Genomic DNA, 23144 nt, shown 5'->3' with positions numbered 1-23144 from the left:
GCACACCGCACCACACACCGCACCACCTCGCGACGACGCGACAACCGGTCCGCCACCGCGGCCCTCGGAAAGGAAACGGAATGAACAAGACCCTCGGTCTCGCCGTGGCCACGGCCGCGACGGCGGCCCTCGTGCTCACCGCCTGCGGCGGCGGCGCGAACGGCACGACGACGGGCTCCTCGGGTGCCCCCGCCGGCACCGCCGGCAACGCCGGGAAGTCGATCACCCTGTGGCTGGCCGGCACCGACACCCCGAAGGAGCTGCGGACCTATCTGCAGGACACCTTCAAGGCCAAGACCGGTGCCACGCTCAAGATCGAGGAGCAGGCCTGGCCCGACCTCGTCACCAAGCTGACGACGGCCCTGCCCGACCCGAAGAACACCCCCGACGTCACCGAGATCGGCAACACGCAGAGCCCGACCTTCACCAACGTCGGCGCCTTCAGCGACGTCAGCGACCTCTACGACCAGCTCGGCGGCAGCAAGCTGCTGCAGTCCTTCGTCGACGTCGGCTCGGTCGACGGCAAGAAGTACGCGCTGCCGTACTACTTCGGCTCGCGCTACATGTTCGCCCGGGCCGACCTCTGGAAGGAGGCGGGCGTCGCCGCGCCGAAGACGCTCGAGGAGTTCAACACCGCCGTCAAGACCATCACGGCCAAGAACCCCCGGAACATCAAGAACTTCAGCGGTTTCTTCCTCGGCGGCCAGGACTGGCGCAACGGCATCTCGTGGATCTTCGCCAACGGCGGCGACCTCGCCAAGAAGGAGAACGGGCAGTGGGTCTCGACGCTGTCCGACCCGAACACCGTCAAGGGCCTGACCCAGCTCCAGGACCTCTACCGCAACGCCTCCAAGGCCCCGGCCGACGCCAAGGACCAGACGCCGTGGCTCTACGTCAACGACGCCGACGAGATCCTCGACGAGAACCAGAAGGTCACCGGCAAGACGTCGCTCGCGGCCGCGACGATCATGGCCCCCGGTTGGGCGCACTGGTCGATCGGTGACCTGAAGGAGAAGGACGGCAAGAAGGTCCGCGAGTGGAACGACGCGACGTTCACCGCGTTCGTCCTCCCGGGCACCGACGGCAAGCCGGCACCCGTCTTCGCCGGTGGCTCCAACATCGCGATCTCCAAGGCGAGCCAGAACCAGGAGCTCTCGCGCGAGCTGCTCAAGATCATCTTCTCGGCGGGCTACCAGAAGAAGCTCGGCGGCGCCGGCCTCGGCCCGGCCAACTCCGACTACGTCAGCTCCCTCGGGACCGACGCGTTCGCCAAGGCGCTCGTCGAGTCGGCGTCGAACTCGAAGCTGACGCCGGCCGCCCCGGGTTGGGCGGTCGTCGAGTCGAAGATGGTGATGGAGGAGTTCTTCTCCAAGATCAAGGACGCGTCCGACCTCACGGCCCTGGCCAAGGAGTACGACGCGAAGATCACGCCGCTGCTCAACCTCTCGTGACGGCCCTCGCCGCACACCAGCCGGCCTGACAGGCTCCGGCGGCCGGGACACCCCTCCACCCGGCCGCCGGCCCCTCCCGACCTCAGGCCCGAAAGGCCAGTCATGACCACGACGGCATCTGCTCCGCCCGACACCTCCCGGACACCCCAATCGGTCACCGCGCCCCGGCGACCCCGCCGGCCCCGACGCGTCACCCCCGCCCTGCTCACCGTCCCGACGCTGCTCGTCCTCCTCGTGGCCCTCGGCTACCCCGTCGGCTGGCAGGTCGTCACGAGCTTCCAGAAGTTCGGCCTCGCCCAGCAGTTCGGGCAGCCGCCGGAGTGGGTCGGGCTCGACAACTACGTCGCCCTGTTCACCGACGCGAACCTCTGGCTCGTCGTCGCCCGCTCGCTCGTCTTCTGCGTCGTGTGCGCGGTCGTCACGGTCGCCGTGGGCCTGGGCCTCGCCCTGCTCATGGGCGCCGTCGGACGCGTCGGGCGGCTCTGCCTGCAGGTGGCGCTGCTGCTCGCATGGGCGATGCCGGTGGTCGCCTCGATGACGGTCTGGACGTGGATCGTCAACTGGCGCAACGGGTTGCTCAACTGGCTGCTCGAGCAGGTCGGCATCGACGCCGCCGGGCACAACTGGCTCGTGCAGCCACTGTCGTTCTTCGTCATCGCCGCCGTCATCGTCGTGTGGATGAGCGTCCCGTTCGTCGCGCTGTCGATCTACGCGGGGCTCACGCAGCTGTCGCCGGAGGTGCTCGAGGCGGCGCAGATCGACGGCGCGGGCGGGTGGCAGCGGCTGCGCCACATCATCCTGCCGCTCGTCGCGCCGGTCATCTCGATCGTCCTGCTGCTCCAGCTGATCTGGGACCTCCGGGTGTTCACCCAGGTCAAGCTGCTCCAGGACGCCGGTGGCGTCGCGAACGAGACCCACCTGCTCGGCACGTACATCTACCAGCTCGGCACGGGCGCCGGTGACTTCGGCTCGGCCAGCGCGGTGTCGATCCTCATGCTGCTCATCACCGTCGGGGTCAGCTGGTACTACGTCCGCTCCCTCATGAAGGAGGAGTCCCGGTGAGCGCCCACGCCACCCCACGGACCTCGACGCGCACCCGGTCGGGCCGCTCGTCGCGCACACCCTCGCGGCGCTCGACGCGTCGCTCGCTCCTCACGGTCCTCGCCGTCGCGCTCGCCCTCGTCTGGGCCTTCCCGGTGTACTGGATGCTCAACTCGGCCTTCCTCGACACCGTGACGCTCCAGCGCAGCACCCCGACCTTCCTGCCGTTCGGCGGCTCCCTCGACAACTTCCGGACCGTCGTGACCGACCCGGGCTTCCTTCGCGCCCTGGGCATCTCGCTCGTCGTGACGCTCACGACCGTGGCCGCCGCGATCGTCATCGCCTTCCTCGGGGCCCTCGCGATCAGCCGGTTCCGGTTCCGGGGCCGCCGCACCTTCGTGCTCGCCCTGCTGCTCATCCAGATGCTGCCGGCCGAGGGGCTGTTCATCGCGCAGTACAAGATGATGAGCTCGGTCGGCCTGCTCAACAACGTCCTCGGCCTCGCGATCCTCTACACCGCCGCCGTCGTGCCGTTCACCGTGTGGATGCTCCGCGGGTTCGTCGCCGGCGTGCCGGTCGAGCTGGAGGAGGCCGCGATGGTCGACGGGCTCTCACGCACCCAGGCGTTCCTGCGGATCACCTTCCCGCTGCTGGCCCCCGGCGTCGTGGCCTCCGGCGTCTACGCGTTCCTCCAGGCATGGAACGAGTTCACCGTGGCCCTCGTGGTCATGACGGAGGAGCAGGCCCGGACGCTGCCGCTCTGGCTGCGCGGCTTCGTGCAGGCCAGCGCGACCCGCGAGACCGACTGGGGCCAGGTCATGGCCGCCTCCACCGTCGTCGCCGTGCCGGTCATCATCTTCTTCCTGATCGTGCAGGGGCGGATGAGCAACGGCCTCGTCGGCGGGGCGGTGAAGGGCTGACATGACCACCTCCCCGGAGGCGCTGCGGCGCCTCGTCCTCGGGACGCTCATGCCCGGGTTCGTCGGCACGACGCCGCCCGACTGGGTCGCCCGTGAGCACGCGTCCGGCCTGGCCGCCGTGTGCCTCTACGGCGCGAACGTCGTCGACCCCGACCAGCTCGCGACCCTGTGCGCCGACCTGCGCGCGACCGCCCCCGGCCTGCTCGTCTCGGTCGACGAGGAGGGGGGCGACGTGACCCGGCTGCACTACCCGACCGGGTCGACCCAACCGGGGAACGCCCTCCTCGGCCGCCTCGACGACACCGGCCTGACGCGTCGGTCGGCCTCGCTCATCGGTACCGAGCTCGCCTCCTACGGCATCAACCTCGACCTCGCGCCGGTCGTCGACGTCAACTCCGCTGACGAGAACCCGGTCATCGGGTCGCGCAGCTTCGGCGCCGACGCGGGCCACGTGGCCCGGCACTCGGCGGCCTACGTCGAGGGGGTCCAGTCCGTCGGCGTCGCCGCCTGCGCCAAGCACTTCCCGGGCCACGGCGACACCGTCACCGACTCGCACCTCGCGCTGCCACGCGTCGATGCCGGGCTCGACGTCCTCGACGTGCGCGAGCTGGAGCCCTTCCGTGCCGCGGTCGAGGCGGGCGTCGCGTCGGTCATGACCTCGCACGTCGTCGTGTCGGCCATCGACGCCGAGCGCCCGGCGACGTTCTCGCCGGTCGTCCTCGTCGACGTGCTGCGGGGGCGGCTCGGGTTCACCGGCGTCATCGTCTCCGACGCGCTCGACATGGCGGGCGCCTCGGCGGTCACGGGCATCCCCGAGGCCGCGGTGCGGGCGCTCGCCGCCGGCTGCGACCTGCTCTGCATCGGGTCGGAGACGACCGAGTCGGAGGTGCACGCGGTCGTCGACGCCGTCGTAGCGGCCGTCGGGGAGGGGCGCCTGCCGGTGGACCGGCTCGAGGATGCGGCCGGCCGCGTCGCCCTCCTGTCGGCGACCTTCCCGCCCGGGCCGGTGTCCTCGGAGCGCCCCGGCTCCGCCGGCGCCTGGGCCGATGCCCGGCTTTCCGAGGGGTTCACGACGACGCCCGCGAGCGACGCGTGGCTGGCCGCCGAGGGCGTGCCGTGCATCGTGCAGGTCGCCTCCGACCCCAACCTCGCCGTCGGACGCGTCGCGTGGGGACCCCTCGCGGCCGGGCTCACCGTGCCGGTGTCGGACGTCCCCGCCGGCGCCAAGGTGGCCGTCGCCGGCCGGGGCCTCGCGCCGACGCATCCGGCCTGGCACGTCGCGGACGAGCTTCGGGCGCAAGGACACCCGACGATCGTCGTCGACTGCGGGTGGCCACGCGGCGGCGCCGACCTCGTCGCGTACGGCGGGTCGGTCGTCGTGGCCCGGGCGCTCGGCCGCTACCTCGGGCTCGGCTCGTGAGCGCCGACGGCGATCGGGGTGCGCGGCTGGGGATCGACATCGGCGGAACGAAGACGGCGGTCGCGCTCGTCGCCCCGGACGCGTCGGTGCTGGCGCTGCGTACGACGGTGTCCGGGCGTGGCCCGCACGGTGTCGTCGAGGTCGCGGCGCGGCTCGCGCACGAGGTCGCGCTCGAGGCGGGCGGGCTGTCGCAGGTTGTCGGCGTCGGCGCGTGCATGCCCGGGCTTGTCGACCCCGCAACGGGACTCGCCCGGCACGCCGTCAACCTCGACGTCGAGGCCGTCGACCTCGCGGCCGAGCTCGGACGCCGGCTCGGGCGTCCGGTCGCCGTCGAGAACGACGTCAAGGCCGCGGCGCTCGGGGCCTGGCGGCTGCGCGCCGACGCGGTGGGTGCGTCGGGTGCGGCGGGTGCGTCGGGTGCGTCGGGCGCGTCGGCGCCCGGGGCACTGGCCTACCTCAACCTCGGCACCGGCCTGGCCTCGGCCGTGGTCCGCGAGGGCGTCGTCGTGCGTGGCATCGCCGGCGCCGCCGGGGAGATCGGGCACCTGCCCGTCGCCGGTGACGCGCCGTGCACGTGCGGACAGGTCGGCTGCCTCGAGACCGTCGCGTCGGGCTCGGCCCTGGCGCGACTCTGGCCGACGCGGACCCGGCTCGCCCCCGATCCCTTCGTCGCCGCCGCGGCCGGCGACTTCGCAGCCCGGATGGCCGTCGACGTGCTCGCGAGCGGCATCGGGCTCGCGGTGCAGGTGCTGGCGCTGGCGTCGGGCGCCGAACAGGTGCGCGCCGGAGGAGGACTCGCCGGTCTCGGCACACCGCTGCTCGAGGCGGTGCGGGCCGACCTCGAACGGCGCTCGCGCGCCTCGCGGCTCGTCGCCGCGCTCGACCTGCCCGACCGGTTCGGGCTGCTGCCCGCGACGCTGCCGGTCGCGGCGGTGGGGGCCTCGTTCCTGGCCGTCGGGCCCCACCGCGACGGCGTGGACGGTGCGGCCACGGCCCACCGGCCCGGTGAGAGGGTGGGCTGATGGAGGTCATCGTCCTGCCTGCACCCGCGGACGTCGCCCGCCGGGCCGCCGAGGTCGTCCTAGCCGGACTGCCCACCGACAGCTCGCCGGGCGCAACCGACGCTTCCCACGTCTCCGGTGCATCCGGTGCTTCGGGGCCGTCGCGTCGCGACCCGGTGCTCGGGCTCGCGACCGGGTCCTCGCCGCTCGGCCTCTACGCCGAGCTGGGGCGCGCCGTCGAGGCCGGGCGGCTCGACCTGACCCGCGCGCACGGCTTCGCCCTCGACGAGTACGTCGGCCTGCCCGCAGGCCACCCCGAGTCCTACCGCGAGGTGCTGCTGCGCGAGGTGTGCCGGCCGCTGCGCCTGTCGCCCGAGCATCTCTCGGTGCCCGACGGGTCCGGGACCACCGAGCGCGAGCTCGCTGCGGCTGCACTGGAGTACGAGCGACGGATCGCGGCCGTCGGCGGGGTGGACGTGCAGATCCTCGGCATCGGCGCCAACGGCCACCTCGGCTTCAACGAGCCCGGGTCCTCGCTCGCCTCGCGCACGCGCGTCAAGCGGCTCTCGGACCGGACGCGTCACGACAACGCCCGCTTCTTCGGCGGCGACGTCGACGCCGTGCCGACGCACTGCGTCACCCAGGGCCTCGGCACCGTCCTCGACGCGCGCCGGCTCGTCCTCGTCGCGTCCGGGGCCGGCAAGGCGGCGGCGGTCGCGGCCGCCGTCGAGGGGCCGTTGTCGGCCTCGTGCCCGGGCTCGGTCATCCAGTGGCACGCGGAGGCTTTCGTGGTCGTGGACGAGGCCGCCGCGGCGGGGCTGCGCAACCGCGACTACTACGACGCGTCGGCGGCCGGTTTGTCCGAATCGCCCACCCCGTGATCTATGCCGTGGTAAAGGGACAATCCCCAAATGTCAAAACCGATGCCCTTGTCCCGCTGTGGACAACTCACAGGCTGGTGGGAGTTCTCGTCCACACCCGGTGGACACACGTCGTCGCAGGTCAGGGCCTCCGTGGCTCCATGGGTCCGCCCGTGTGCCCACAGTTGTACACACACGTTCTCCACAGCTGTTGACGGCGTGTCGCGTTGTGCCGTCCACCGGTTGTCCACAGGCTCGGCACGACGCCACGCCGCTGAGGTTGTCGGTCGCCGCCGGGCCGCCCTACGGTTGGCCGGTGCTCCCGGGGAGGTGGCACGGCTCATCGGATCGGACGTCGGACCGGGTCCTGTCAGCGCCTGTCGGTGGATGGGTGTCTACTGAGTTGCACCGATGTAGTTACGTCAGTCAGGGGAAGGTGAGTTCGTGTCGCTCGACGAGCTGAGCACCAGCGCGTTCGCGTCGTCGGCGCGCGAGGGCGGGCCGCCCGACGACCGCCTCCCGCCGCAGGACGTCGGCGCCGAGCAGTCGGTCCTCGGGGGCATGCTCCTGTCGAAGGACGCCATCGCCGACTGCGTCGAGCAGCTCAAGGGCACCGACTTCTACCGCCCCGCGCACGAGCTCATCTACGACGCCATCCTCGACCTCTACGGTCGCGGCGAGCCCGCCGACGCCATCACCGTCAGCGACGAGCTGACCAAGCGTGGCGACCTCACCCGCGTCGGCGGTCAGGCCTACCTGCACCAGCTCATCGCCTCGGTGCCCACCGCGGCCAACGCCGGCTACTACGCCCAGATCGTCGCCGAGCGCGCCGTGCTGCGCCGCCTCGTCGAAGCCGGCACCCGCATCGTCCAGCTCGGCTACGCCCAGGGCGGCGGCGACGTCGAGGACATCGTCAACGCCGCACAGGCCGAGGTCTACGCCGTCGCCGACAAGCGCGGCGGCGAGGACTACCACGCCATCGGCGACGTCATCGAGGCCACCGTCGACGAGATCGAGGTCGCCTCCGGCCGCTCCGGCGAGATGACCGGCGTGCCCACCGGCTTCACCGACTTCGACGCCCTGACCAACGGCCTGCACCCGGGCCAGATGATCGTCATCGCCGCCCGACCGGCGATGGGCAAATCGACGATCGGCCTCGACATCGTCCGGTCGGCCGCCATCAAGCACAAGATGGCCTCGGTCGTCTTCAGCCTCGAGATGAGCCGCACCGAGATCACGATGCGCATGCTCTCGGCCGAGGCCGGCATCCAGCTACAGCACATGCGCAAGGGCACGATGCGCGAGGAGGACTGGACGCGTCTGGCCTCGACGATGGGCCGCGTCTCCGACGCGCCGCTGTTCATCGACGACTCGCCGAACATGTCGCTCATGGAGATCCGCGCCAAGTGCCGCCGGCTCAAGCAGCGCCACAACCTCAAGCTCGTCGTCATCGACTACCTCCAGCTCATGTCGAGCGGCAAGCGCGTCGAGTCGCGCCAGCAGGAGGTCTCGGAGTTCTCGCGTGCGCTCAAGCTGCTCGCCAAGGAGCTCGAGGTGCCGGTCATCGCCATCAGCCAGCTGAACCGTGGCCCCGAGCAGCGCACCGACAAGAAGCCCGCGATGAGCGACCTGCGTGAGTCCGGCTCCATCGAGCAGGACGCCGACATGGTCATCCTGCTGCACCGTGAGGCCGCCTACGAGCGCGACAGCCCCCGCGAGGGCGAGGCAGACCTCATCGTGGCCAAGCACCGAAACGGCCCGACCGACACCATCGTCGTCGCCTTCCAGGGCCACTTCAGCCGGTTCCAGAACATGGCCTCGAACTTCTGACGCGTCTGCCGCGGCACCGTGGCCGGCACGTCGTCGGCATCGTGGTCGGGCCCGCACCGGAGACGGAAGGGGCTCGCACAGCGGGCCCACACCCAACCGGAAGCGCAGTCACGGGAAACAGGCGTCCGCTGGGGGTGACAGACCTCGTGACACACCTTCGTGTCACCCACCCCAGGACGCGTCATGGTTGCTCACCACCCTCGCGGACGCACCCGGCTCGCCACCGTCGGTGCGGTGGCGGCCCTGTCCGCCTGCGGCGCGGCCACGCTCCTGGTCCACGCTGCGTCGCCGACGGCGACCGTCAACGGTCCGGCCGCGGCGGTCGACCCGTACGGGGGTTCCGGGGCCGCGACCGACGGACCCGGAACCGGGCACGGCGGGTGGCGCCACGGCCACGGACGGTTCGGCGGGGCTGGGATCGGTGGCACCGCATCGAACGGCGGCGGCTCCGGCGGCAGTTCGGGTCGCGGCTCAGGAGGGTCGGCGACCTCCGCCGCCCCGGTGCGCCCCGCGACCCGGGCGACCGCCGCTCAGACGGTCGGCGTGGTCAACGTCCTCACGATGCTCGACCACGGGCGCGAGGAGGGCGCCGGCACCGGCATCGTCCTGACGGCCTCGGGTCGCATCCTGACCAACGACCACGTCATCGCCCGTGCGACGTCCGTCTCGGTGGTCGACCTCGCCACGGGCCGCCGGTACCGGGCGAGCGTCGTCGGTGACAGCCCGACCGACGACGTGGCGGTGCTCCAGCTCGAGAACGCCGGTGGCCTGCGGACGGCTCCCCTCGGCGACTCGAGCACGGTCGCTGTGGGGCAGATGGTGACCGGTGTCGGCAACGCCGGTAACGCTCCCGGCACCTCGGCGGCCGTGGGCACCGTCACGGCGCTGGGTCAGGCGATCACGGCCCGTGACGTCGGCTCCCCACGGGCCGAGCGCATCACCGGCCTCATCGAGACGAGTGCCGACGTCCAGCCCGGCGACTCCGGTGGACCGCTGCTCGACGCGTCCGGCGTGGTCGTCGGCATGGACACGGCCGCGGCGACGAACCGGCGCACGGGTGCCACCGAGGCCGGGTACGCCATCCCGATCGACCAGGCCATCGAGGTCGCGAAGCAGATCGTCGGGGGCCGGTGACCCGCCACCGGGCCCCGCCCGCCGTGCTGCCTGACTCCCGCGCGCGCGAGAGTGCCCACTCGACCGTGAGGGTCGAGTGCACACCTTCGCGCGCTGGCGCGGAGAGGCGCTCAGACCTCGAAGATGTCGCCGAGGTGCACCGGCTGCAGGGACCGGGCCCGGATGATCTCGACGAGCTGTCCGTACACCTTCGTGACCGGCCGGTGGTTGGCGTGCCCGATGACGATGTGGCCGGGCAGCAGCCACTCCTCGGCGCTGGCGACGATCTTCTGCGGCGACACGACCGAGGAGTCCCCGAGATCCCCGAGCCACATCGTCACCGCGGGGTAGCCGAGGTCGGCGAGCTGGGCGTCGAGGGCCTTGTCGTGGGCGCCGTACGGCGGACGCATGAAAGGCCGTCCGAGCGTGCCGTAGGTGTTCTTGAGGAAGGCCTCGTTGCGGCGGACCTGGCGGGCGACCCGAGCCGGCGACAGGTGCAGCAGGTTCGGGTGCGACCACGTGTGGTTCGCCAGGAAGATCTGGTTGTCGTCGTGGAGCGGGCGCAGCAGGTCGGCGTGAGTCGTCCACCCGGAGTTGACGCCGTTGCAGAAGAACGTGAGCCGCAGGCCGGTGTCGCGAGCCAGCCTCGCGTAGCCCTCGATGACCGCCGAGCTCGTGCCGTCGTCGACCGTCAGCGCGACGGTACGTCCCTGGTCGGGGAGCTCGAACAGCGTCCCGTGCGGCAGCGGCACCTTCCGCAGCCCCTTGGGCGCGGCGAACAGGGTCTTCGTGCCTGTCGGTGAGCGGGCGGCCTCCGGCGACGGCTCGGTGCCGCAGCCGGCGAGCCCGGCGGCGACGGCTGCGGCGAGGGAGGCCAGGAACGTGCGGCGGTCCATCTTCTCGACGGTACGAACCGCCCCCGGACATCGACCGTGGACGCGCCGGGTGAGACCTGAGACCGATCGAAACTGCTGGGACGGACGTGGAGGAACCGGACACCTCAATTGCAAACAACTCTTTGCAAAGAGTTGTTTGCGGTTTATGCTCGTCCCATGAGCGAATCGTTCGTCACCCCGGGACCCGAGGCCCTGCGCGCGCTCGCGCACCCCGTCCGCCTCCGGATGCTCGGCATGCTCCGCGTCGACGGGCCGGACACCGCGTCCGGACTCGGCCGCCGCCTCGACCTCAACACCGGTGCGACCTCCTACCACCTGCGCCAGCTGGCCCGGCACGGCTTCATCGAGGAGGACGTCGAGCGCGGCAACGGGCGCGAGCGCTGGTGGCGTGCGGCGCATGCCTCCACCCGCACGCCCCGCGAGGAGGCGGGCCTTGCCCCGGCCGACCTCGACGCCCGCGACGCCTACCTGCAGGCCGTCGCCACGACGCACGCCGAGCTGCTCCAGCGGGCGGTGACGCAGCAGCGCCGGCTACCCGAGGCGTGGCGCGAGGCGGCCACCTTCAGCGACTGGGTCCTGCGGCTGACCCCCGCCCGCGCCGGAGAGCTGCGCGACGCGATGGTGGTCCTCCTGGCGGACTTCGCCGAGGCCGACCCGGACACCCCCGACGCGCTGCCGTACACGGTGAACGTCAACGCCTACCTGCACCCGGACGCCGGAGACGGCCTCGTCGCAGGGGGCGCGCGATGAGCCGCACCCCGCTCTACGGACTGCTCACGGCCGAGGCGATCTCGCTCGTCGGCACGCGGATCTCGATGATCGCCCTGCCGTGGTTCGTCCTGACGACGACCGGGTCGGTCACCCAGACCGGCCTCGTCGCGGCGGTCGAGATGGCGCCGCTCGTGCTGTTCAAGGTCCTCGGCGGGCCCTTCACCGACCGCCTCGGCGCACGCCGGGTCGCCGTGTGGTGCGACGCCGCCTCGGCCCTGACCGTCGCGGCGATCCCGATGCTGCACCTGGCCGGTCGGCTCGACCTGCCGGTCCTGCTCGTGCTCGTCGGGCTGGCGGGAGCCCTGCGCGGTCCGGGCGACGGCGCCAAGAGCGCCATGGTCCCGAGCGTCACGTCGGTTGCCGCCGTGCCGCTCGAGCGGGTCACCGGGCTGCACGGCGCCATCGAGCGGACCGCGTCGATGGCCGGCGCCGCGCTCGCCGGCGTGCTCGTCGGCCTCCTCGGGGCGGTGGGTGCTCTCTTCGTCGACGCCGTGTCGTTCGCGATCTGCGCGGCCGTCCTCCTCGCGACGACCGGTGCTCTGCCGCGGGTGCCCGTCGCGTCCACGTCCTCGGACGCGTCGACGAGCCCCGACGCGCCGAGGAGCCCCGACGCGTCGACGGGCGCCGAGGCGTCGACGAGGGCGGACGCCTCACCGGCGGGCACGGCGGCCTCGCCCCCCGCGACGTACGTGCAGCAGCTCCGCGAAGGCTGGCAGTTCCTGCGCCGCGACCCCGTGCTCGTCGCGCTCAGCGCCATGGTCGCCGCCACCAACCTGCTCGACATCGCGTGGACCGCGGTGCTCCTGCCCGCCTGGGGGCAGCAGAGCGGGGCCGGCGCCACCGGGATCGGCACGCTCCTCTCGGGCATGTCCGGCGCGTCGATCCTCAGCGCGCTGCTGGCCGCCCGGTTCGGTGCCCGTCTGCCGCGCTACCGCACCTACCTCGTCGCCTTCCTCGTGTCGGGGCTCCCGCGGTTCGTCGTGCTCGCGCTCGGAGCGCCGCTCTGGGCCTGTCTGCTCGTCTTCGCCGCGTCCGGGTTCGCCTCGGGCTTCCTCAACCCGATCCTCGGCGCAGTCGTCTACGAGCGGATCCCGCCGCACCTGACCGGTCGGGTGTCCTCGCTCAACTCGGCCCTGTGCTGGTCGCTCATGCCGCTCGGCGGCGTGCTCGGCGGCCTGATCGCGAGCGGCCTCGGCCTCGAGGCGGCGCTCTGGGTCGTCGGGTTCGCCTACCTGGCGGCGTCGCTCTGCCCGCTGCTGTTCCGGTCGTTCCGCGGCTTCGACACGCGCCCCGTTCCTGCCGCCACGGCGACCGACGGGTCCCCCGTCGGTGGCGCCACCCCGGTCGCCGTCGGCTGACGAAGCGGGTCGGCGCGGGCGGAAAAGCGCTCGTGCCGCCTCGCGGACCCGGCGATCATCATGGGGTGGCTGTAGAGGTGGGTGTCGAGGTCGAGGTGCCGGGCGGCGTGGTGCGTGGTCGGCAGGAGGCGGGGCTCGCGGTGTTCCGCGGCATCTCGTTCGCGAGCCTGCCCGAGCGGTTCGGGTCGCCGCGGCCGGTGCGCGGCTGGAGCGGCGTCCGCGACGCGTCGGCCTTCGGGCCCCCGCCGCCGCAGTCCGGCCCCGCCGCACCGACCGGTACGGCCGCCCCGGCCGGTGCGACCGGTGCTCCTGCCGGCGCGGATCGCGGCGACGACGCGTCGTCCACCGACCCGGGCTGGCTGACGGCCAACGTCTGGTCGCCCGACCTCACCGGCCGGCTGCCGGTCATGGTGTGGGTCCAGGGCGGCGCCTACGTCTTCGGCACGTCCGGCCTTCCGGAGTACGACGGCTCCGTGCTGGCCCGCGACGGCGTCGTCGTCGTGACCTTCAACTACCGGGTCGGGCTCGAGGGGTTCGGCCTCGTCGAGGGCACGCCGGCCAACCGGGGGCTGCTCGACCAGGTGGCCGCGCTCGAGTGGGTGCGCGACGCGGTCGGGGCCTTCGGCGGCGACCCGACGCGCGTCACGGTCTTCGGGCAGTCGGCCGGGGGCGGCTCGGTCGCCGCCCTCCTGGCGATGCCGCGGGCGCAGGGACTCTTCCGGCGCGCGATCGCGCAGAGCGTGCCCGGCACCTTCTTCACGCCGGCGCTCGCCGCCGACGTCACCCGCGTGTGCGCGACCGAGCTCGGCGTCGCGTCCGCCGACCTGCCGGGTGTCGACGCCGACCTGCTCCCACTTGCCCTGGATGCCGTCCTGGAGCGGGCCGAGCAGCATGCCGACCGCTGGGGCCGGGCCGCCCACGCGCGGGTCCCCGTCGCGCCCGTCGTCGACGGCGACGTCCTGCGGGCAACGCCGTGGGAGGGTCTCACCGGGCGAGTTCCCTTGCTGGTCGGTCACACCCGCGACGAGCAACGGTTGCTCTCGCTCCTCACCGGCGTGCTCGGCCAGATCACCCCTGCCATGGCTGCCGAGGCCGCGGAGGTCTTCGCCCCCGACCCGCAGGCGTACCGCGACCGCTTCGCCGACCCCGACGCGCTCCACGAGGTCGTCCGCTCCGACTGGCTCTTCCGGATGCCGTCGGTGCTGCTCGCGCGGGCGCAGCTCGCGGCCGGCGGCTCCGCGCACGTCTACGAGCTGACGTGGCCGGCGCCGGGGATGGGCGGCGCCCTCGGAGCCTGCCACGGTCTCGACGTGCCGCTCGTGTTCGGCAACCTCACCGCCGGGCAACCGGCGATGCTCATCGGCACGCCGGGGCCCGAGGCCGATGCGCTCTCGGCGCAGATGCGCCGGGCGTGGGTCGACTTCGCGACGACCGGTGACCCCGGGTGGCCGACCTTCGACGCGGGCGCGACCCGGGTGTTCGACGTCGAGCCGCGCGTCGTCGACTACCCGGAGCGGGCCTCGGTCGAGCTGTGGACCACCTACCCGGACGTCCTCGACCTCGTTTGAGCCGCAGGGCCGCTCGGCGCTTCGGGCCTCATCGTCAGCGCGCCGTCGTCAGCGGGCCACGTCAGCAGGGCGTGTCAACAGGGCGTTTCCGCGGGCCGCGTCCGCAGGCCTCGTCCGCGCCGTCAGTGGACGGGCTCGATGCGTCGGATGTCGGTCCAGCCGGTCCAGCCGCGCTCCTCGAGCAGCTCGAGCAGGCGGCCGGCGCACGCGAACGACTCGAGGAACGTCGTGTCGAGCAGCTCGATGAGGTCCGGGCTGATCGGGTAGTCCTCCTCGGCGCGGCCGGACTCGACGGCTTCGGCGGATGCGGCCTCGATGAACGCCGCGACGCGGTCGGCGAGTGCCGGCAGGCGCGGGTCGTTCGGGCCGGCGTCGACGAGGTCGCCGATGTCGAGGTAGAGCCGGCGCAGCACCGGGTGCTCGAGCTGGGTGTGCTTGATCTCCATGAGCGCCGGCACCTCGTCGGGCACCTGGGCCGCGATGAGGATCCAGCTGTCGCGCTCGACCTCGATGAGACGCTCGGGAAACCCGAGCTCGCGCATCCGCTCGACGTAGGCGACCGCCACCGGCGGCAGGGCCAGGCTCTCGCCGGCCGCCAGCTGGGCGATCCGCTCCCGGTGCCGCTGCCGTTCGCGGATCTCGGCTCGCAGGCGGCGGTCGATCTGCTCGACCGCCGCCGCGAACTCGACCTCGCCCGCGTCGAGCAGCTCGCTGACCCGCGAGAGCGGCACCCCGGCGTCGGCGAGCGTGCGGATCCGGACCAGCTCGACCACGGCCGCGGCGTCGTAGCGTCGGTAGCCGGAGCGGTCGCGCTCGGGCTCGGGCAGCAGGCCCTTGGCGTGGTAGTGCCGGACCGTGCGCACCGTGACTCCGGCGTATGCCGCGAGCTGGCTGATCGTCAGCATGGGCTCATTCTCCCGATCGGGTGGTGGGTGGCGACGTCGGACGCGCTGTGGGTGGTGGTGATGACGGGTGAGTCAGCCGACCTTGCGTCGGTAGGTGCGCATCGCGAGGACGTAGGCGACGACGAGGAGGCCGACGCACCAGGCGAGGGCGACCCAGCCGGTGCTCCCGACGGGCCGTTCGGCGAGCAGGTTGCGGATCGTGTCGACGATCGAGGTGACCGGCTGGTGCTCGGCGAACCACTGCACCGGGCCCGGCATCCCCTCCGTCGGCACGAACGCCGAGCTGACGAAGGGCAGGAAGATCAGCGGGTAGGAGAACCCGCTGACGCCGTCGACCGACTTCGCGGTGAGGCCGGGGATGACGGCGAGCCACGTCAGCGCCAGCGTGAAAAGGACGAGGATGCCGACGACGACCAGCCAGGCGCCGAGGCCGGCGCTCGACCGGAACCCCATGGCCAGCGCGACCGCGACGACCAGCGCCAGCGACACGAGGTTCGCCACGACCGAGGTGAGCACGTGACCCCAGAGCAGTGCCGACCGGGCGATCGGCATCGACTGGAACCGCTCGACGATGCCGGTCGAGACGTCGGTGAAGAGGCGGAAGGCCGTGTAGGCGATCCCCGACGCCACGGTGATGAGCAGGATGCCGGGTAGCAGGTAGTCGACGTAGCTCGCGCCGCCGACGTCGATGGCGCCGCCGAAGACGTAGACGAAGAGCAGCAGCATCGCGATCGGGGTGATCGCTGTCGTGATGATGGTGTCGGGGCTGCGCAGGACGTGGCGCAGTGACCGCCTGGTCAGCACGACGGTGTCGCCGATGGTGTCGCCCAGGGTGTGGGAGGGAGTGGGGACTGCGGCGTGGATGGTCATCGGTGGGCTCCCTGGGTGTCGGGCAGGTCGTGGCTGTCGGGGGTGGGCTTGTCGGGGGTGGGCTTGTCGGGGGTGGGTCGGTCGGTGGGCTGGTCCGGGGTGGGTCGGTCGGTGGGCTGGTCCGGGGTGCGGCCCGGGCCGACGATCGCGAGGAAGATCTCCTCGAGGGTCGGCTGCTTCTCGACGTACTCGACGGTGGCCGGGGGCAGGAGGGCCTTGAGCTCCGCGAGGGTTCCCTCGGCGATGATCCGGCCGTCGTGCAGGATCGCGATGCGGTCGGCGAGCTGCTCGGCCTCGTCGAGGTACTGGGTCGTCAGCAGCACCGTCGTGCCGCGGCCGGCGAGCTCGCGGACGGTCTTCCAGACCTCGATCCGCGACTGCGGGTCCAGGCCGGTCGTCGGCTCGTCGAGGAACAGCACGGCCGGCTCGCCGATGAGGCTCATCGCGATGTCGAGGCGGCGCCGCATGCCGCCGGAGTAGGTCCCGACGCGTCGGGACCCGGCCTCGATGAGGTCGAAGCGCGCGAGGAGCGCGTCGGCGACGGCGCCCGGGTCGGGGATGCGTCGCAGCTGGGCGACGAGGATGAGGTTCTCGCGGCCGGTGAGGATCTCGTCGACGGCCGCGAACTGGCCCGTCAGGCTGATCGCCGAGCGCACCTCGTGCGGCTCGGTGACGACGTCGTGGCCGTGGACGGTGACGGTGCCGGAGTCGGGCCGCAGGAGGGTCGACAGGATCCGGACCATCGTGGTCTTGCCCGCGCCGTTGGAGCCGAGCAGGGCGTAGATCGTGCCGGAGGGGACGCGCAGGTCGACGCCCTTCAGCACGGCGTTGTCGTCGTAGGACTGCCGGAGCCCGACGATCTCGATGGCGCTCTTCGTGGTCATGGGATGAGCGTCCAACCCTGACGCTGCGTCAAGGTCAAGCCCTCTTTCGGACGAGTTTCCAGAGGGATCCGGACGCTGCGCACGCCAGTCCTCCGTCGCGGCCGTTTTGGCGTGACCGGGGTTCGGGTCCCATGCTGTCCGCGTGGAGGTCAGCGGGTGGAGGTGAGCGCGTCGGTGCACGCGGCGGCGGCGTGGGTGCACGCCGTGCTGCTGTCGCTCGCTCCGGCCTCGCCCGCGGCCTTCGGCGTCCTCTTCCTGGCCGTCTTCGTCGCCGCGACGATGCTCGGCGTGCCCCGGACCGTCCTGACGCTCCTCGCCGGGTCGGCCTTCGGTCCGTGGGCCGGGTTCGTGCTGGCCTGGGCCGCCGCGGTCCTCGCGTCGGTGGGCAGCTACGAGCTCGCCCGGCTCACAGCGCGGTCACGCCGCCCCGGCGGACGCGTCGACCGGGTCGTGGGGCGGGCCGAGGCGGCCGTGGCCCGCGCCGCCGGTGAGCAGTCGGCCGGCGCCCGCGCGGAGCGGCTTGCGGGCATGGTGTCGTTGCGGCTCCTGCCGGTGCTGCCCTTCTGGATCCTCAACTACGGCAGCGGCGCGCTGGCCGTGCCGCGCGTCGCGTTCGTCGTCGGCAGCGCGATCGGCCTCGCTCCCGGCGCCGTGCTCTACGCCGTCGTCGGCGGTGGGCTCGACGCTCCCGGCTGGCTGCCGGTGCTGCTCGCCGCCCTCTCGACGACGGCACTCGGTGCCCTGGCGCTCGCCCGCTGGCGGTCGCGCCGGACCGACCCCGGCCTGACGCCCGAGGCCTGACCCCCGGGCCTGAGCCCGTCAGGGCCGGACGACGACCTTGCCGCGCAGGGTGCCGCGCTCCATGTCGGAGAGTGCGTCGGCCACGCCCTCGAGGCTGACAACCCGGTCGAGGACCGGCCGGACGGCACCCGTGGCAGCCAGCGCGCCGACCCGGGCGGACAGCCCGCCCGACTGCCTCGTGACGAACCACGACAGGTGCTGGCGCGAGAACGGGTCGAGGAGGCTGACGGCGAGGTTGCGGTGCAGGCCGCCGAGCCACCGCCCGCCACCTTCGCCGCCGACGATGACGAGCGACCCGGTCGGCGTCAGCACGCGGCGCAGCTCGCGCACCGGGCGGTTGCCCGCGATGTCGATGACCGCGTCGAAGGGGCCGTCGAGGTCGGCGACGGACGTCGTGCGGTAGTCGGCGACGTGCCGGGCGCCGAGGTCGCGGACGAGGTCGGCCTTGGCCGCGCTGCACACCGCGGTCACCTCGGCGCCGAGGTGCGCCGCCACCTGGACCGCGAAGGTGCCGACCCCGCCGGATGCGCCGAGGACGAGGACCCGCTGTCCTGCCTCGACGTGCGCGTACCGCTGCACGGCCTCGAGGGCGGTGCCACCGGAGATGCTCAGTGTCGCGGCCTGCGCATCGTCCACCGACGCCGGCGTCGGGGCCAGCTGGTCGGCGCGCGCCACGGCGTACTCGGCGAAGGAGCCCGGCGCGGTGCCGAAGACGCGGTCGCCGACCGTCAGCCCGGTGACACCCGCCCCGAGCGCGTCGACCTCGCCGGCCAGCTCGAAGCCGAGGACCGGCTGGCGCGGGCGCCGCAGCCCGAAGGCCGCCCGGGCGGCGTACGGGGTGCCGGTGAGCAGGTGCAGGGCGCCGCGGTCGAGCCCGGCGGCACGGACCGCGACGAGCACCTCGCCCGGCCCGGGGGCACGCCGGTCGACGTGCTCGACGCGGACCTCGTCGACGCCGCCGTAGGCGCGACGGGTCGCGGCCCGCATCCGGGTCGGCAGCGGCGTCGGGGTGCCGGCCGGGGACGAGGCCGTGGGCCCGGCCGGGGACGGAGTGGTGGAAGGGGTGTGGGCCGAGGGGTTCATTACGGAGACTCGCTCTCTTACGACGTAAGGTTCATGACGACGCTAGCATTACGCCGTAAGGCAAACAACCCCAGGAGACCTGATGCCCCCGCGCAAGCTGACCCGCGAGGGTGTCCTCGACGCCGCGGTCGCCGTGGCCGATGCCGAGGGCATCGGTCGCCTGACGATGCGCGGCCTCGCCGGCGAGCTCGGCGTCGAGGCGATGTCGCTCTACCACCACGTCGCGAACAAGGACGCGCTCCTGGACGGGATGGTCGACCGGGTCTACGACGAGGTCGTGCTGCCCGACGCGTCGGGCGACTGGCGCGCCGAGCTGCGTCGCCGGTCGGTGTCGGTGCGCGAGGTGCTCTCCCGTCACCCGTGGGCGCTGCCGCTGATGGAGTCCCGACGCGCGCCCGGGCCGGCCACCCTCGCCTACCACGACGCGAACATCGCCTGCCTGCGCGCGGCGGGGTTCACGCCCGAGCACGTGGCGCACGCCTATGCGGTCGTCGACGCCTTCGTGTACGGCTTCGTCCTGCAGGAGACGACGCTGCCGTTCGACTCTGGCGCGGAGGCCGCCGACCTCGTCAGCGCGGGTCCGCTCGCCGAGCTCGTCGGGGCCTACCCGAACATGGCGTGGTTCGCCGAGCACGTCGTGCTCGCGCCGGGGTACACCTTCGCGCGAGAGTTCGAGCCGGGGCTCGACCTCGTCCTCGACGGCGTCGCGGCCCTCCTGCCCTGACGCAGGGACGGGCGGGGTCGGCCGGTCGGCCGCGTCAGGGGCGCGCGGCGTCGCGGATGCGCTGACGCAGCTCGTGCAGCGCCGTGGCGGCCGCCGGAGCCGTGCGGACCGGGTCGGTGAGCCAGTCCACGAGGGGGTGGTCATCGCGCGTGACCCCGGCGAGGGCGTCCGCCGTGGCGGCGCCCATGAGGGCCCCGGTCCGCGGTACGGGCAGGGTGGCGCCGAGCAGCTCGTCGGCCCACGCGTCGGCCTGGTCGAGCAGCTCGTCGTCGACATGCGCCCGACGTGCGCCGGAGACCGCGTCGCGGGCTGCAGGAAGCGCGCCGACGGCCGAGTCGCCGGCGACCGACCGCACCTCGGTGACGAGCTCGTCGAGGTGCAGCTCCATCAGCCACGACGGCATGCCACGCCCGGCGAGGACGCCGGAGAGCCACCGCACCTGACGCGTCGCCCGGTCGGCGCCGAGGGGTGCGAGGGAGATGAGCCACGCGGAGTCGCTGCTCGCAAACCGGGATCCCCTCTCGCCGTAGCGGATCCGGTAGTAGGGCATGACGTCGAACGAGCGTTGGGCCGCCCGGACCGCGGCCCGCAGCAGCATCGCGTCGGTCGTCATCCGATAGGTGCCCGCGTCGGGGTTGATGACCCCGGCGTCGACCGACTGCCCCGACTCACGGCGCGCCAGGCCGGCGAGGACGTGCCGCTCGGCCTCGGCGACGAGGGTGGCCACGGCCTCGGCGTCCGAACCGGGAACGGGCCGGCCCTCGAGGGCGTCGCGCAACGTCTGCTCGTCGGTCGAGCCGGTGGCGACGACGAGGCGCTCGACCCCGACGACGGCCGCGACGAGGGCGGGGTCCTCGAGCGACCCCGACGCCGTCCGGTCGGTCTGGTCGTGCAGGAGCTGTCGCGCCTCCGTGGCGCGCGCGTCGGTCATCTCGGCATTGTGCCGCCCCGGGCCGTCCTGTGTCACAAGGGGTGTGGGCGGGGAGACGGGTCAGCCGGGACCGACGGCGTACCGCGCCCACGTGCTGCCCGCCGCACCGGTGACGACGCCGAGCGGCCGGACGCGGAGGGGCTCCCCGCCCTGCGGCAGTGGCGGGCCGTCGAGGAACGACGGCGTGCCGAGGCCGCCGACGAGTGCCGGGAACGTCACGACGTGCAGCTCGTCGACGAGGCCGGCCCGCAGCAGCGCCCCGTTGAGGCCGCCGCCGCCGTCGGACACGACGCACGTCGCCCCCAGCGTGTCGCCGAGCCGCTCGAGTGCGAGGGCGAGGTCGACGCGGTCGCCGCCGACGACGAGGTAGCCGACGCCGACCGCGCGCAGCCGGGCGAGGTAGCCGGGCGGCAGGCCACGCGGCGCGCCAGCGGTCGGAGACGCCCGGATCGAGGAGCCGTTCGGCCCGCGACGTGGTGATCCGGCCGTCGAGGCTCGCCGTGGTCGTGACGACGACGCGCGGGCGCGCCTGCCCGCCGCCTCGTGGATCGTCCATCCCGCGACCGTAGGCGGCCGGACCGACAGCCGACCCGGCCGATCGGCGGTGTCAGGCGCGGCGCGAGGGTGCGCCGCGGGGAGGCCGTGTGAGGCCGCCGACAGGGCGCCGCCGGCCATGACGCGCGCGGCTAGCGTGGAGGGAGAGGCGTGCGCCGAGCGCGCCGAGAGCGTCGCTCCGAGCGCGGGCCTCGTCGCCGAGGAGGTCGGTCGTCATGGGTGCACAGCGCGTCGCCGGTCGGGTCGAGGACAGGACCCGGAGCACCGGGGCGCCACCCGGGGCCGCGCTCGCCCTGCTGCGGGAGGGACCGCGGCTCACCGCCGCCCGGGTGCTGTCGCTCGCGGTCCTCGGCCTGATGCTCGTCCAGTCGCTCCTCGGCCTGCTCGTGCCGGGGCTCTACCCCGAGGCGCCGTGGGCGCTCGCGGCGCTGCGGGGCAACGACCTCGTGACGCTCGCGGTCATCGTGCCCGCCCTCGCGGTTGGCCTGTACCGCAGCGCGACCCGGGCCTCGGCGGCGTCGGTCGCCGTGTGGCTCGGGCTGCTCTTCTACGGGGTCTACAACTACGCCTACTACGCCTTCGGTGCGGCGTTCAGTGACGTGTTCCTCGTCCACGTGGCCGCGTTCTCGCTGTCGACGTACGCCGTCGTGCTGCTCGGCTCGAGCCTCGAGGTCGATGCGGTGGCGGCCGGCATCCGCACCGGCCGGGTCGCGCGGGTCGTCGCGGCCTTCACGACGCTGCTGGGTGCCGGGCTGGTCGTCGCCTGGGGGACCTTCTCCGTCCGGTTCGCCCTGACCGGGCTGCTGCCGGCCGACGTCATGCCGCCGGCGGCGATCCACCTCGTGTACGCCCTCGACCTCGGGGTCCTCGCGCCCGCGTTCCTCGTCTCCGGCATCCTGCTCTGGCTCCGCCGGCCGTGGGGCGCGGTGCTCGCGACGGCGGCCAACGTGTCGGCTGCCGCCTACCTGCTCGTGCTCGAGGTGGGCAGCGGCTTCCAGTCGGACGCCGGGATCGGCTCGGCCACGTGGGCGTCGGCGCCTGCGATCGGCGGCACCGTGCTGTGCCTCGTCGCCGCGGTCACGTTGCTCACCGGCAGGACCCGAGCAGTCGCGCCACCTGCGCCTTCTCGCCCACGGTGACCCACAGGTGGTAGCGGGTCTTCACCGCCACCTGGCGCGCCACGTAGGTGCAGCGGAAGGCACGGTTCGGCGGCAGCCAAGACGCGGCGTCGGAGTCGCCCTTGGCACTGTTGGTCGGGCCGTCGACGGCGAGGAGGTTGAGCGGGTCGTTGGCCAGGGCGGTGCGCTGGGCGGGCGTCAGCTGCTGGGCGCCCTTGACCCACGCGTCGCCGAGCGCGACGACGTGGTCGATCTGGACCCTCGACGACGTCGCGGTGCCGCGCTCGAAGGCGATGACGCGTCCGGTGTAGGGGTCGGCGAGCCGGCCCGCGAGCACGACGCAGCCGTGCGTGCCCGGCTTGAGGCGCTCGTTCGTGAGGTCGCGGCGGAGCACGTCGTTGCGGGTGTCGCAGCCGTTGTGGCCGCCGGCGACGTCGACGTCGTCGGTCCAGGAGGGGCCGAAGCGGTCCCGCGCGTAGCCGGTCTTCGGCGCCCGGCCCTTGACCGGCAGCCGGTCGAGCTGGGCGAGGGCGGCCCGGGCCTGCGCCGGCGTCGTCAGCGCCGTGCTCGTGCGCGACGTGCCCGACGTGCCGGGCGTGCCCGTCGTGCTCGTGGCCGAACCAGGCTCGCTGCCGTCGATCGTCGTCGACGCGTGCGGCTGCGCCCCGGGCGAGGTCGCCGTCAGGGCGGGGAGCCCGCACCCGGCCAGGAGGGCCGTCAGGGCCGAGACGACGAGGGCGCGGGAGAGACGGTGAGAGCGAGGCACGATGGGACACCCTGCCACACAGTCGAATCCGCACCCACGTGCCTCGCCGACCGGGTCGCGGGAAGGCGCGCGGCGTCCGGCCCACGAGTTCGCAGCACGCACCTCCATGCCGCCCCGTCTGGGTGCTCTGTGTTGCTCCACGTGGTGAGCCGATCGGGCGCCGACCCGGCCCGCGGAGGGCTTGGCTCGTGTGGCGGAGCAAGGCAGAGCGTGTGGGCGTGACCTGCCCGGTCTTCAGGTCACGGGTGCCTGTTCCCGGCCGCGCGGGCTGCGGACGC

At 73.3% G+C, this 23144-nt stretch carries 22 protein-coding genes; 14 read left to right on the top strand and 8 right to left on the bottom strand.

Features of this window, described 5'->3' with window-relative positions:
* Nucleotides 1-80: 80 nt before the first annotated feature.
* The 8 genes from AC3A5R_RS10470 to AC3A5R_RS10435 all read left to right on the top strand — a co-directional run bounded on the left by AC3A5R_RS10470 (nt 81) and on the right by AC3A5R_RS10435 (nt 9657).
* Nucleotides 81-1451, top strand: a complete 1371-nt coding sequence (locus AC3A5R_RS10470) for an extracellular solute-binding protein (protein ID WP_487620707.1) — start codon at nt 81-83, stop codon at nt 1449-1451.
* Nucleotides 1452-1553: 102 nt separating this feature from the next.
* On the top strand, nt 1554-2513 hold the full coding sequence (locus AC3A5R_RS10465; protein WP_487620706.1) for a carbohydrate ABC transporter permease: 960 nt from the start codon (nt 1554-1556) through the stop codon (nt 2511-2513).
* On the top strand, nt 2510-3412 hold the full coding sequence (locus tag AC3A5R_RS10460; RefSeq protein WP_487620705.1) for a carbohydrate ABC transporter permease: 903 nt from the start codon (nt 2510-2512) through the stop codon (nt 3410-3412). The genes AC3A5R_RS10465 and AC3A5R_RS10460 overlap by 4 nt, the downstream gene beginning before the upstream one ends.
* Nucleotide 3413: 1 nt before the next feature.
* Nucleotides 3414-4832, top strand: a complete 1419-nt coding sequence (gene nagZ / locus AC3A5R_RS10455; RefSeq protein WP_487620704.1) for a beta-N-acetylhexosaminidase — start codon at nt 3414-3416, stop codon at nt 4830-4832.
* Nucleotides 4829-5854, top strand: a complete 1026-nt coding sequence (locus tag AC3A5R_RS10450; RefSeq protein ID WP_487620703.1) for an ROK family protein — start codon at nt 4829-4831, stop codon at nt 5852-5854. The genes nagZ and AC3A5R_RS10450 overlap by 4 nt, the downstream gene beginning before the upstream one ends.
* Nucleotides 5854-6714 (top strand): glucosamine-6-phosphate deaminase, encoded by an 861-nt coding sequence (locus tag AC3A5R_RS10445; RefSeq protein ID WP_487620702.1) that lies wholly within the window; start codon nt 5854-5856, stop codon nt 6712-6714. The genes AC3A5R_RS10450 and AC3A5R_RS10445 overlap by 1 nt, the downstream gene beginning before the upstream one ends.
* A 423-nt stretch (nt 6715-7137) precedes the next feature.
* Complete coding sequence (gene dnaB, locus AC3A5R_RS10440; RefSeq protein WP_323095636.1) at nt 7138-8523, top strand: replicative DNA helicase; 1386 nt, start codon at nt 7138-7140, stop codon at nt 8521-8523.
* A gap of 183 nt (nt 8524-8706) precedes the next feature.
* Nucleotides 8707-9657 carry a S1C family serine protease gene (locus AC3A5R_RS10435; protein WP_487620701.1) on the top strand — a complete coding sequence of 317 codons (951 nt, stop codon included), beginning with the start codon at nt 8707-8709 and terminating at the stop codon, nt 9655-9657.
* Between the two features lie 110 nt (nt 9658-9767).
* On the opposite strand, the gene AC3A5R_RS10430 is transcribed toward AC3A5R_RS10435, so the two are convergent.
* Nucleotides 9768-10532, bottom strand: coding sequence for a polysaccharide deacetylase family protein (locus AC3A5R_RS10430; RefSeq protein WP_487620700.1), 765 nt, complete (start codon nt 10530-10532; stop codon nt 9768-9770).
* Between the two features lie 156 nt (nt 10533-10688).
* Here AC3A5R_RS10430 and AC3A5R_RS10425 point away from each other — a divergent pair, with 156 nt between their 5' ends.
* The 3 genes from AC3A5R_RS10425 to AC3A5R_RS10415 all read left to right on the top strand — a co-directional run bounded on the left by AC3A5R_RS10425 (nt 10689) and on the right by AC3A5R_RS10415 (nt 14229).
* Entirely contained in the window at nt 10689-11282 is a 594-nt protein-coding gene (locus AC3A5R_RS10425; protein WP_487620699.1) for a helix-turn-helix domain-containing protein, read from the top strand.
* Nucleotides 11279-12661 carry an MFS transporter gene (locus AC3A5R_RS10420; protein ID WP_487620698.1) on the top strand — a complete coding sequence of 461 codons (1383 nt, stop codon included), beginning with the start codon at nt 11279-11281 and terminating at the stop codon, nt 12659-12661. Before AC3A5R_RS10425 ends, AC3A5R_RS10420 begins: the two co-directional genes overlap by 4 nt.
* A gap of 65 nt (nt 12662-12726) precedes the next feature.
* Entirely contained in the window at nt 12727-14229 is a 1503-nt protein-coding gene (locus tag AC3A5R_RS10415; protein WP_487620697.1) for a carboxylesterase/lipase family protein, read from the top strand.
* A 122-nt stretch (nt 14230-14351) separates the two neighbouring features.
* Here the strand turns inward: AC3A5R_RS10415 and AC3A5R_RS10410 are convergent, their stop codons facing one another.
* The 3 genes from AC3A5R_RS10410 to AC3A5R_RS10400 all read right to left on the bottom strand — a co-directional run bounded on the left by AC3A5R_RS10410 (nt 14352) and on the right by AC3A5R_RS10400 (nt 16888).
* Nucleotides 14352-15134 (bottom strand): MerR family transcriptional regulator, encoded by a 783-nt coding sequence (locus tag AC3A5R_RS10410; protein ID WP_487620696.1) that lies wholly within the window; start codon nt 15132-15134, stop codon nt 14352-14354.
* Between the two features lie 72 nt (nt 15135-15206).
* Complete coding sequence (locus AC3A5R_RS10405) at nt 15207-16004, bottom strand: ABC transporter permease (protein ID WP_487620695.1); 798 nt, start codon at nt 16002-16004, stop codon at nt 15207-15209.
* The gene (locus AC3A5R_RS10400; protein ID WP_487620694.1) at nt 16001-16888 is read right to left on the bottom strand and encodes an ABC transporter ATP-binding protein; all 888 of its coding nucleotides are present in this window, start codon (nt 16886-16888) and stop codon (nt 16001-16003) included. Before AC3A5R_RS10400 ends, AC3A5R_RS10405 begins: the two co-directional genes overlap by 4 nt.
* Before the next feature lie 162 nt (nt 16889-17050).
* Here AC3A5R_RS10400 and AC3A5R_RS10395 point away from each other — a divergent pair, with 162 nt between their 5' ends.
* On the top strand, nt 17051-17689 hold the full coding sequence (locus tag AC3A5R_RS10395; RefSeq protein ID WP_487620693.1) for a TVP38/TMEM64 family protein: 639 nt from the start codon (nt 17051-17053) through the stop codon (nt 17687-17689).
* A gap of 18 nt (nt 17690-17707) precedes the next feature.
* On the opposite strand, the gene AC3A5R_RS10390 is transcribed toward AC3A5R_RS10395, so the two are convergent.
* Nucleotides 17708-18772, bottom strand: coding sequence for an NAD(P)-dependent alcohol dehydrogenase (locus AC3A5R_RS10390; RefSeq protein WP_487620692.1), 1065 nt, complete (start codon nt 18770-18772; stop codon nt 17708-17710).
* Between the two features lie 82 nt (nt 18773-18854).
* Here AC3A5R_RS10390 and AC3A5R_RS10385 point away from each other — a divergent pair, with 82 nt between their 5' ends.
* Nucleotides 18855-19496 carry a TetR/AcrR family transcriptional regulator gene (locus AC3A5R_RS10385; protein WP_487620691.1) on the top strand — a complete coding sequence of 214 codons (642 nt, stop codon included), beginning with the start codon at nt 18855-18857 and terminating at the stop codon, nt 19494-19496.
* Between the two features lie 34 nt (nt 19497-19530).
* On the opposite strand, the gene AC3A5R_RS10380 is transcribed toward AC3A5R_RS10385, so the two are convergent.
* Nucleotides 19531-20427 (bottom strand): hypothetical protein, encoded by an 897-nt coding sequence (locus AC3A5R_RS10380; RefSeq protein ID WP_487620690.1) that lies wholly within the window; start codon nt 20425-20427, stop codon nt 19531-19533.
* 60 nt (nt 20428-20487) lie between these two features.
* The gene (locus AC3A5R_RS10375; RefSeq protein ID WP_487620689.1) at nt 20488-21102 is read right to left on the bottom strand and encodes a dihydrofolate reductase family protein; all 615 of its coding nucleotides are present in this window, start codon (nt 21100-21102) and stop codon (nt 20488-20490) included.
* A 95-nt stretch (nt 21103-21197) separates the two neighbouring features.
* Here AC3A5R_RS10375 and AC3A5R_RS10370 point away from each other — a divergent pair, with 95 nt between their 5' ends.
* On the top strand, nt 21198-22121 hold the full coding sequence (locus AC3A5R_RS10370) for a hypothetical protein (protein ID WP_487620688.1): 924 nt from the start codon (nt 21198-21200) through the stop codon (nt 22119-22121).
* Here the strand turns inward: AC3A5R_RS10370 and AC3A5R_RS10365 are convergent.
* Nucleotides 22069-22866: an HNH endonuclease family protein gene (locus AC3A5R_RS10365; protein WP_487620687.1), complete on the bottom strand. Its 798-nt coding sequence runs from the start codon at nt 22864-22866 to the stop codon at nt 22069-22071. The two genes, AC3A5R_RS10370 and AC3A5R_RS10365, sit on opposite strands and share 53 nt — an antisense overlap.
* Nucleotides 22867-23144: the final 278 nt, after the last annotated feature.

The organism is Intrasporangium sp. Soil_C_50 (genome assembly GCF_057656595.1).
The sequence above is the reverse complement of the archived record's forward strand: the minus strand, read 5'-3'. Positions and strand labels throughout refer to the sequence as shown.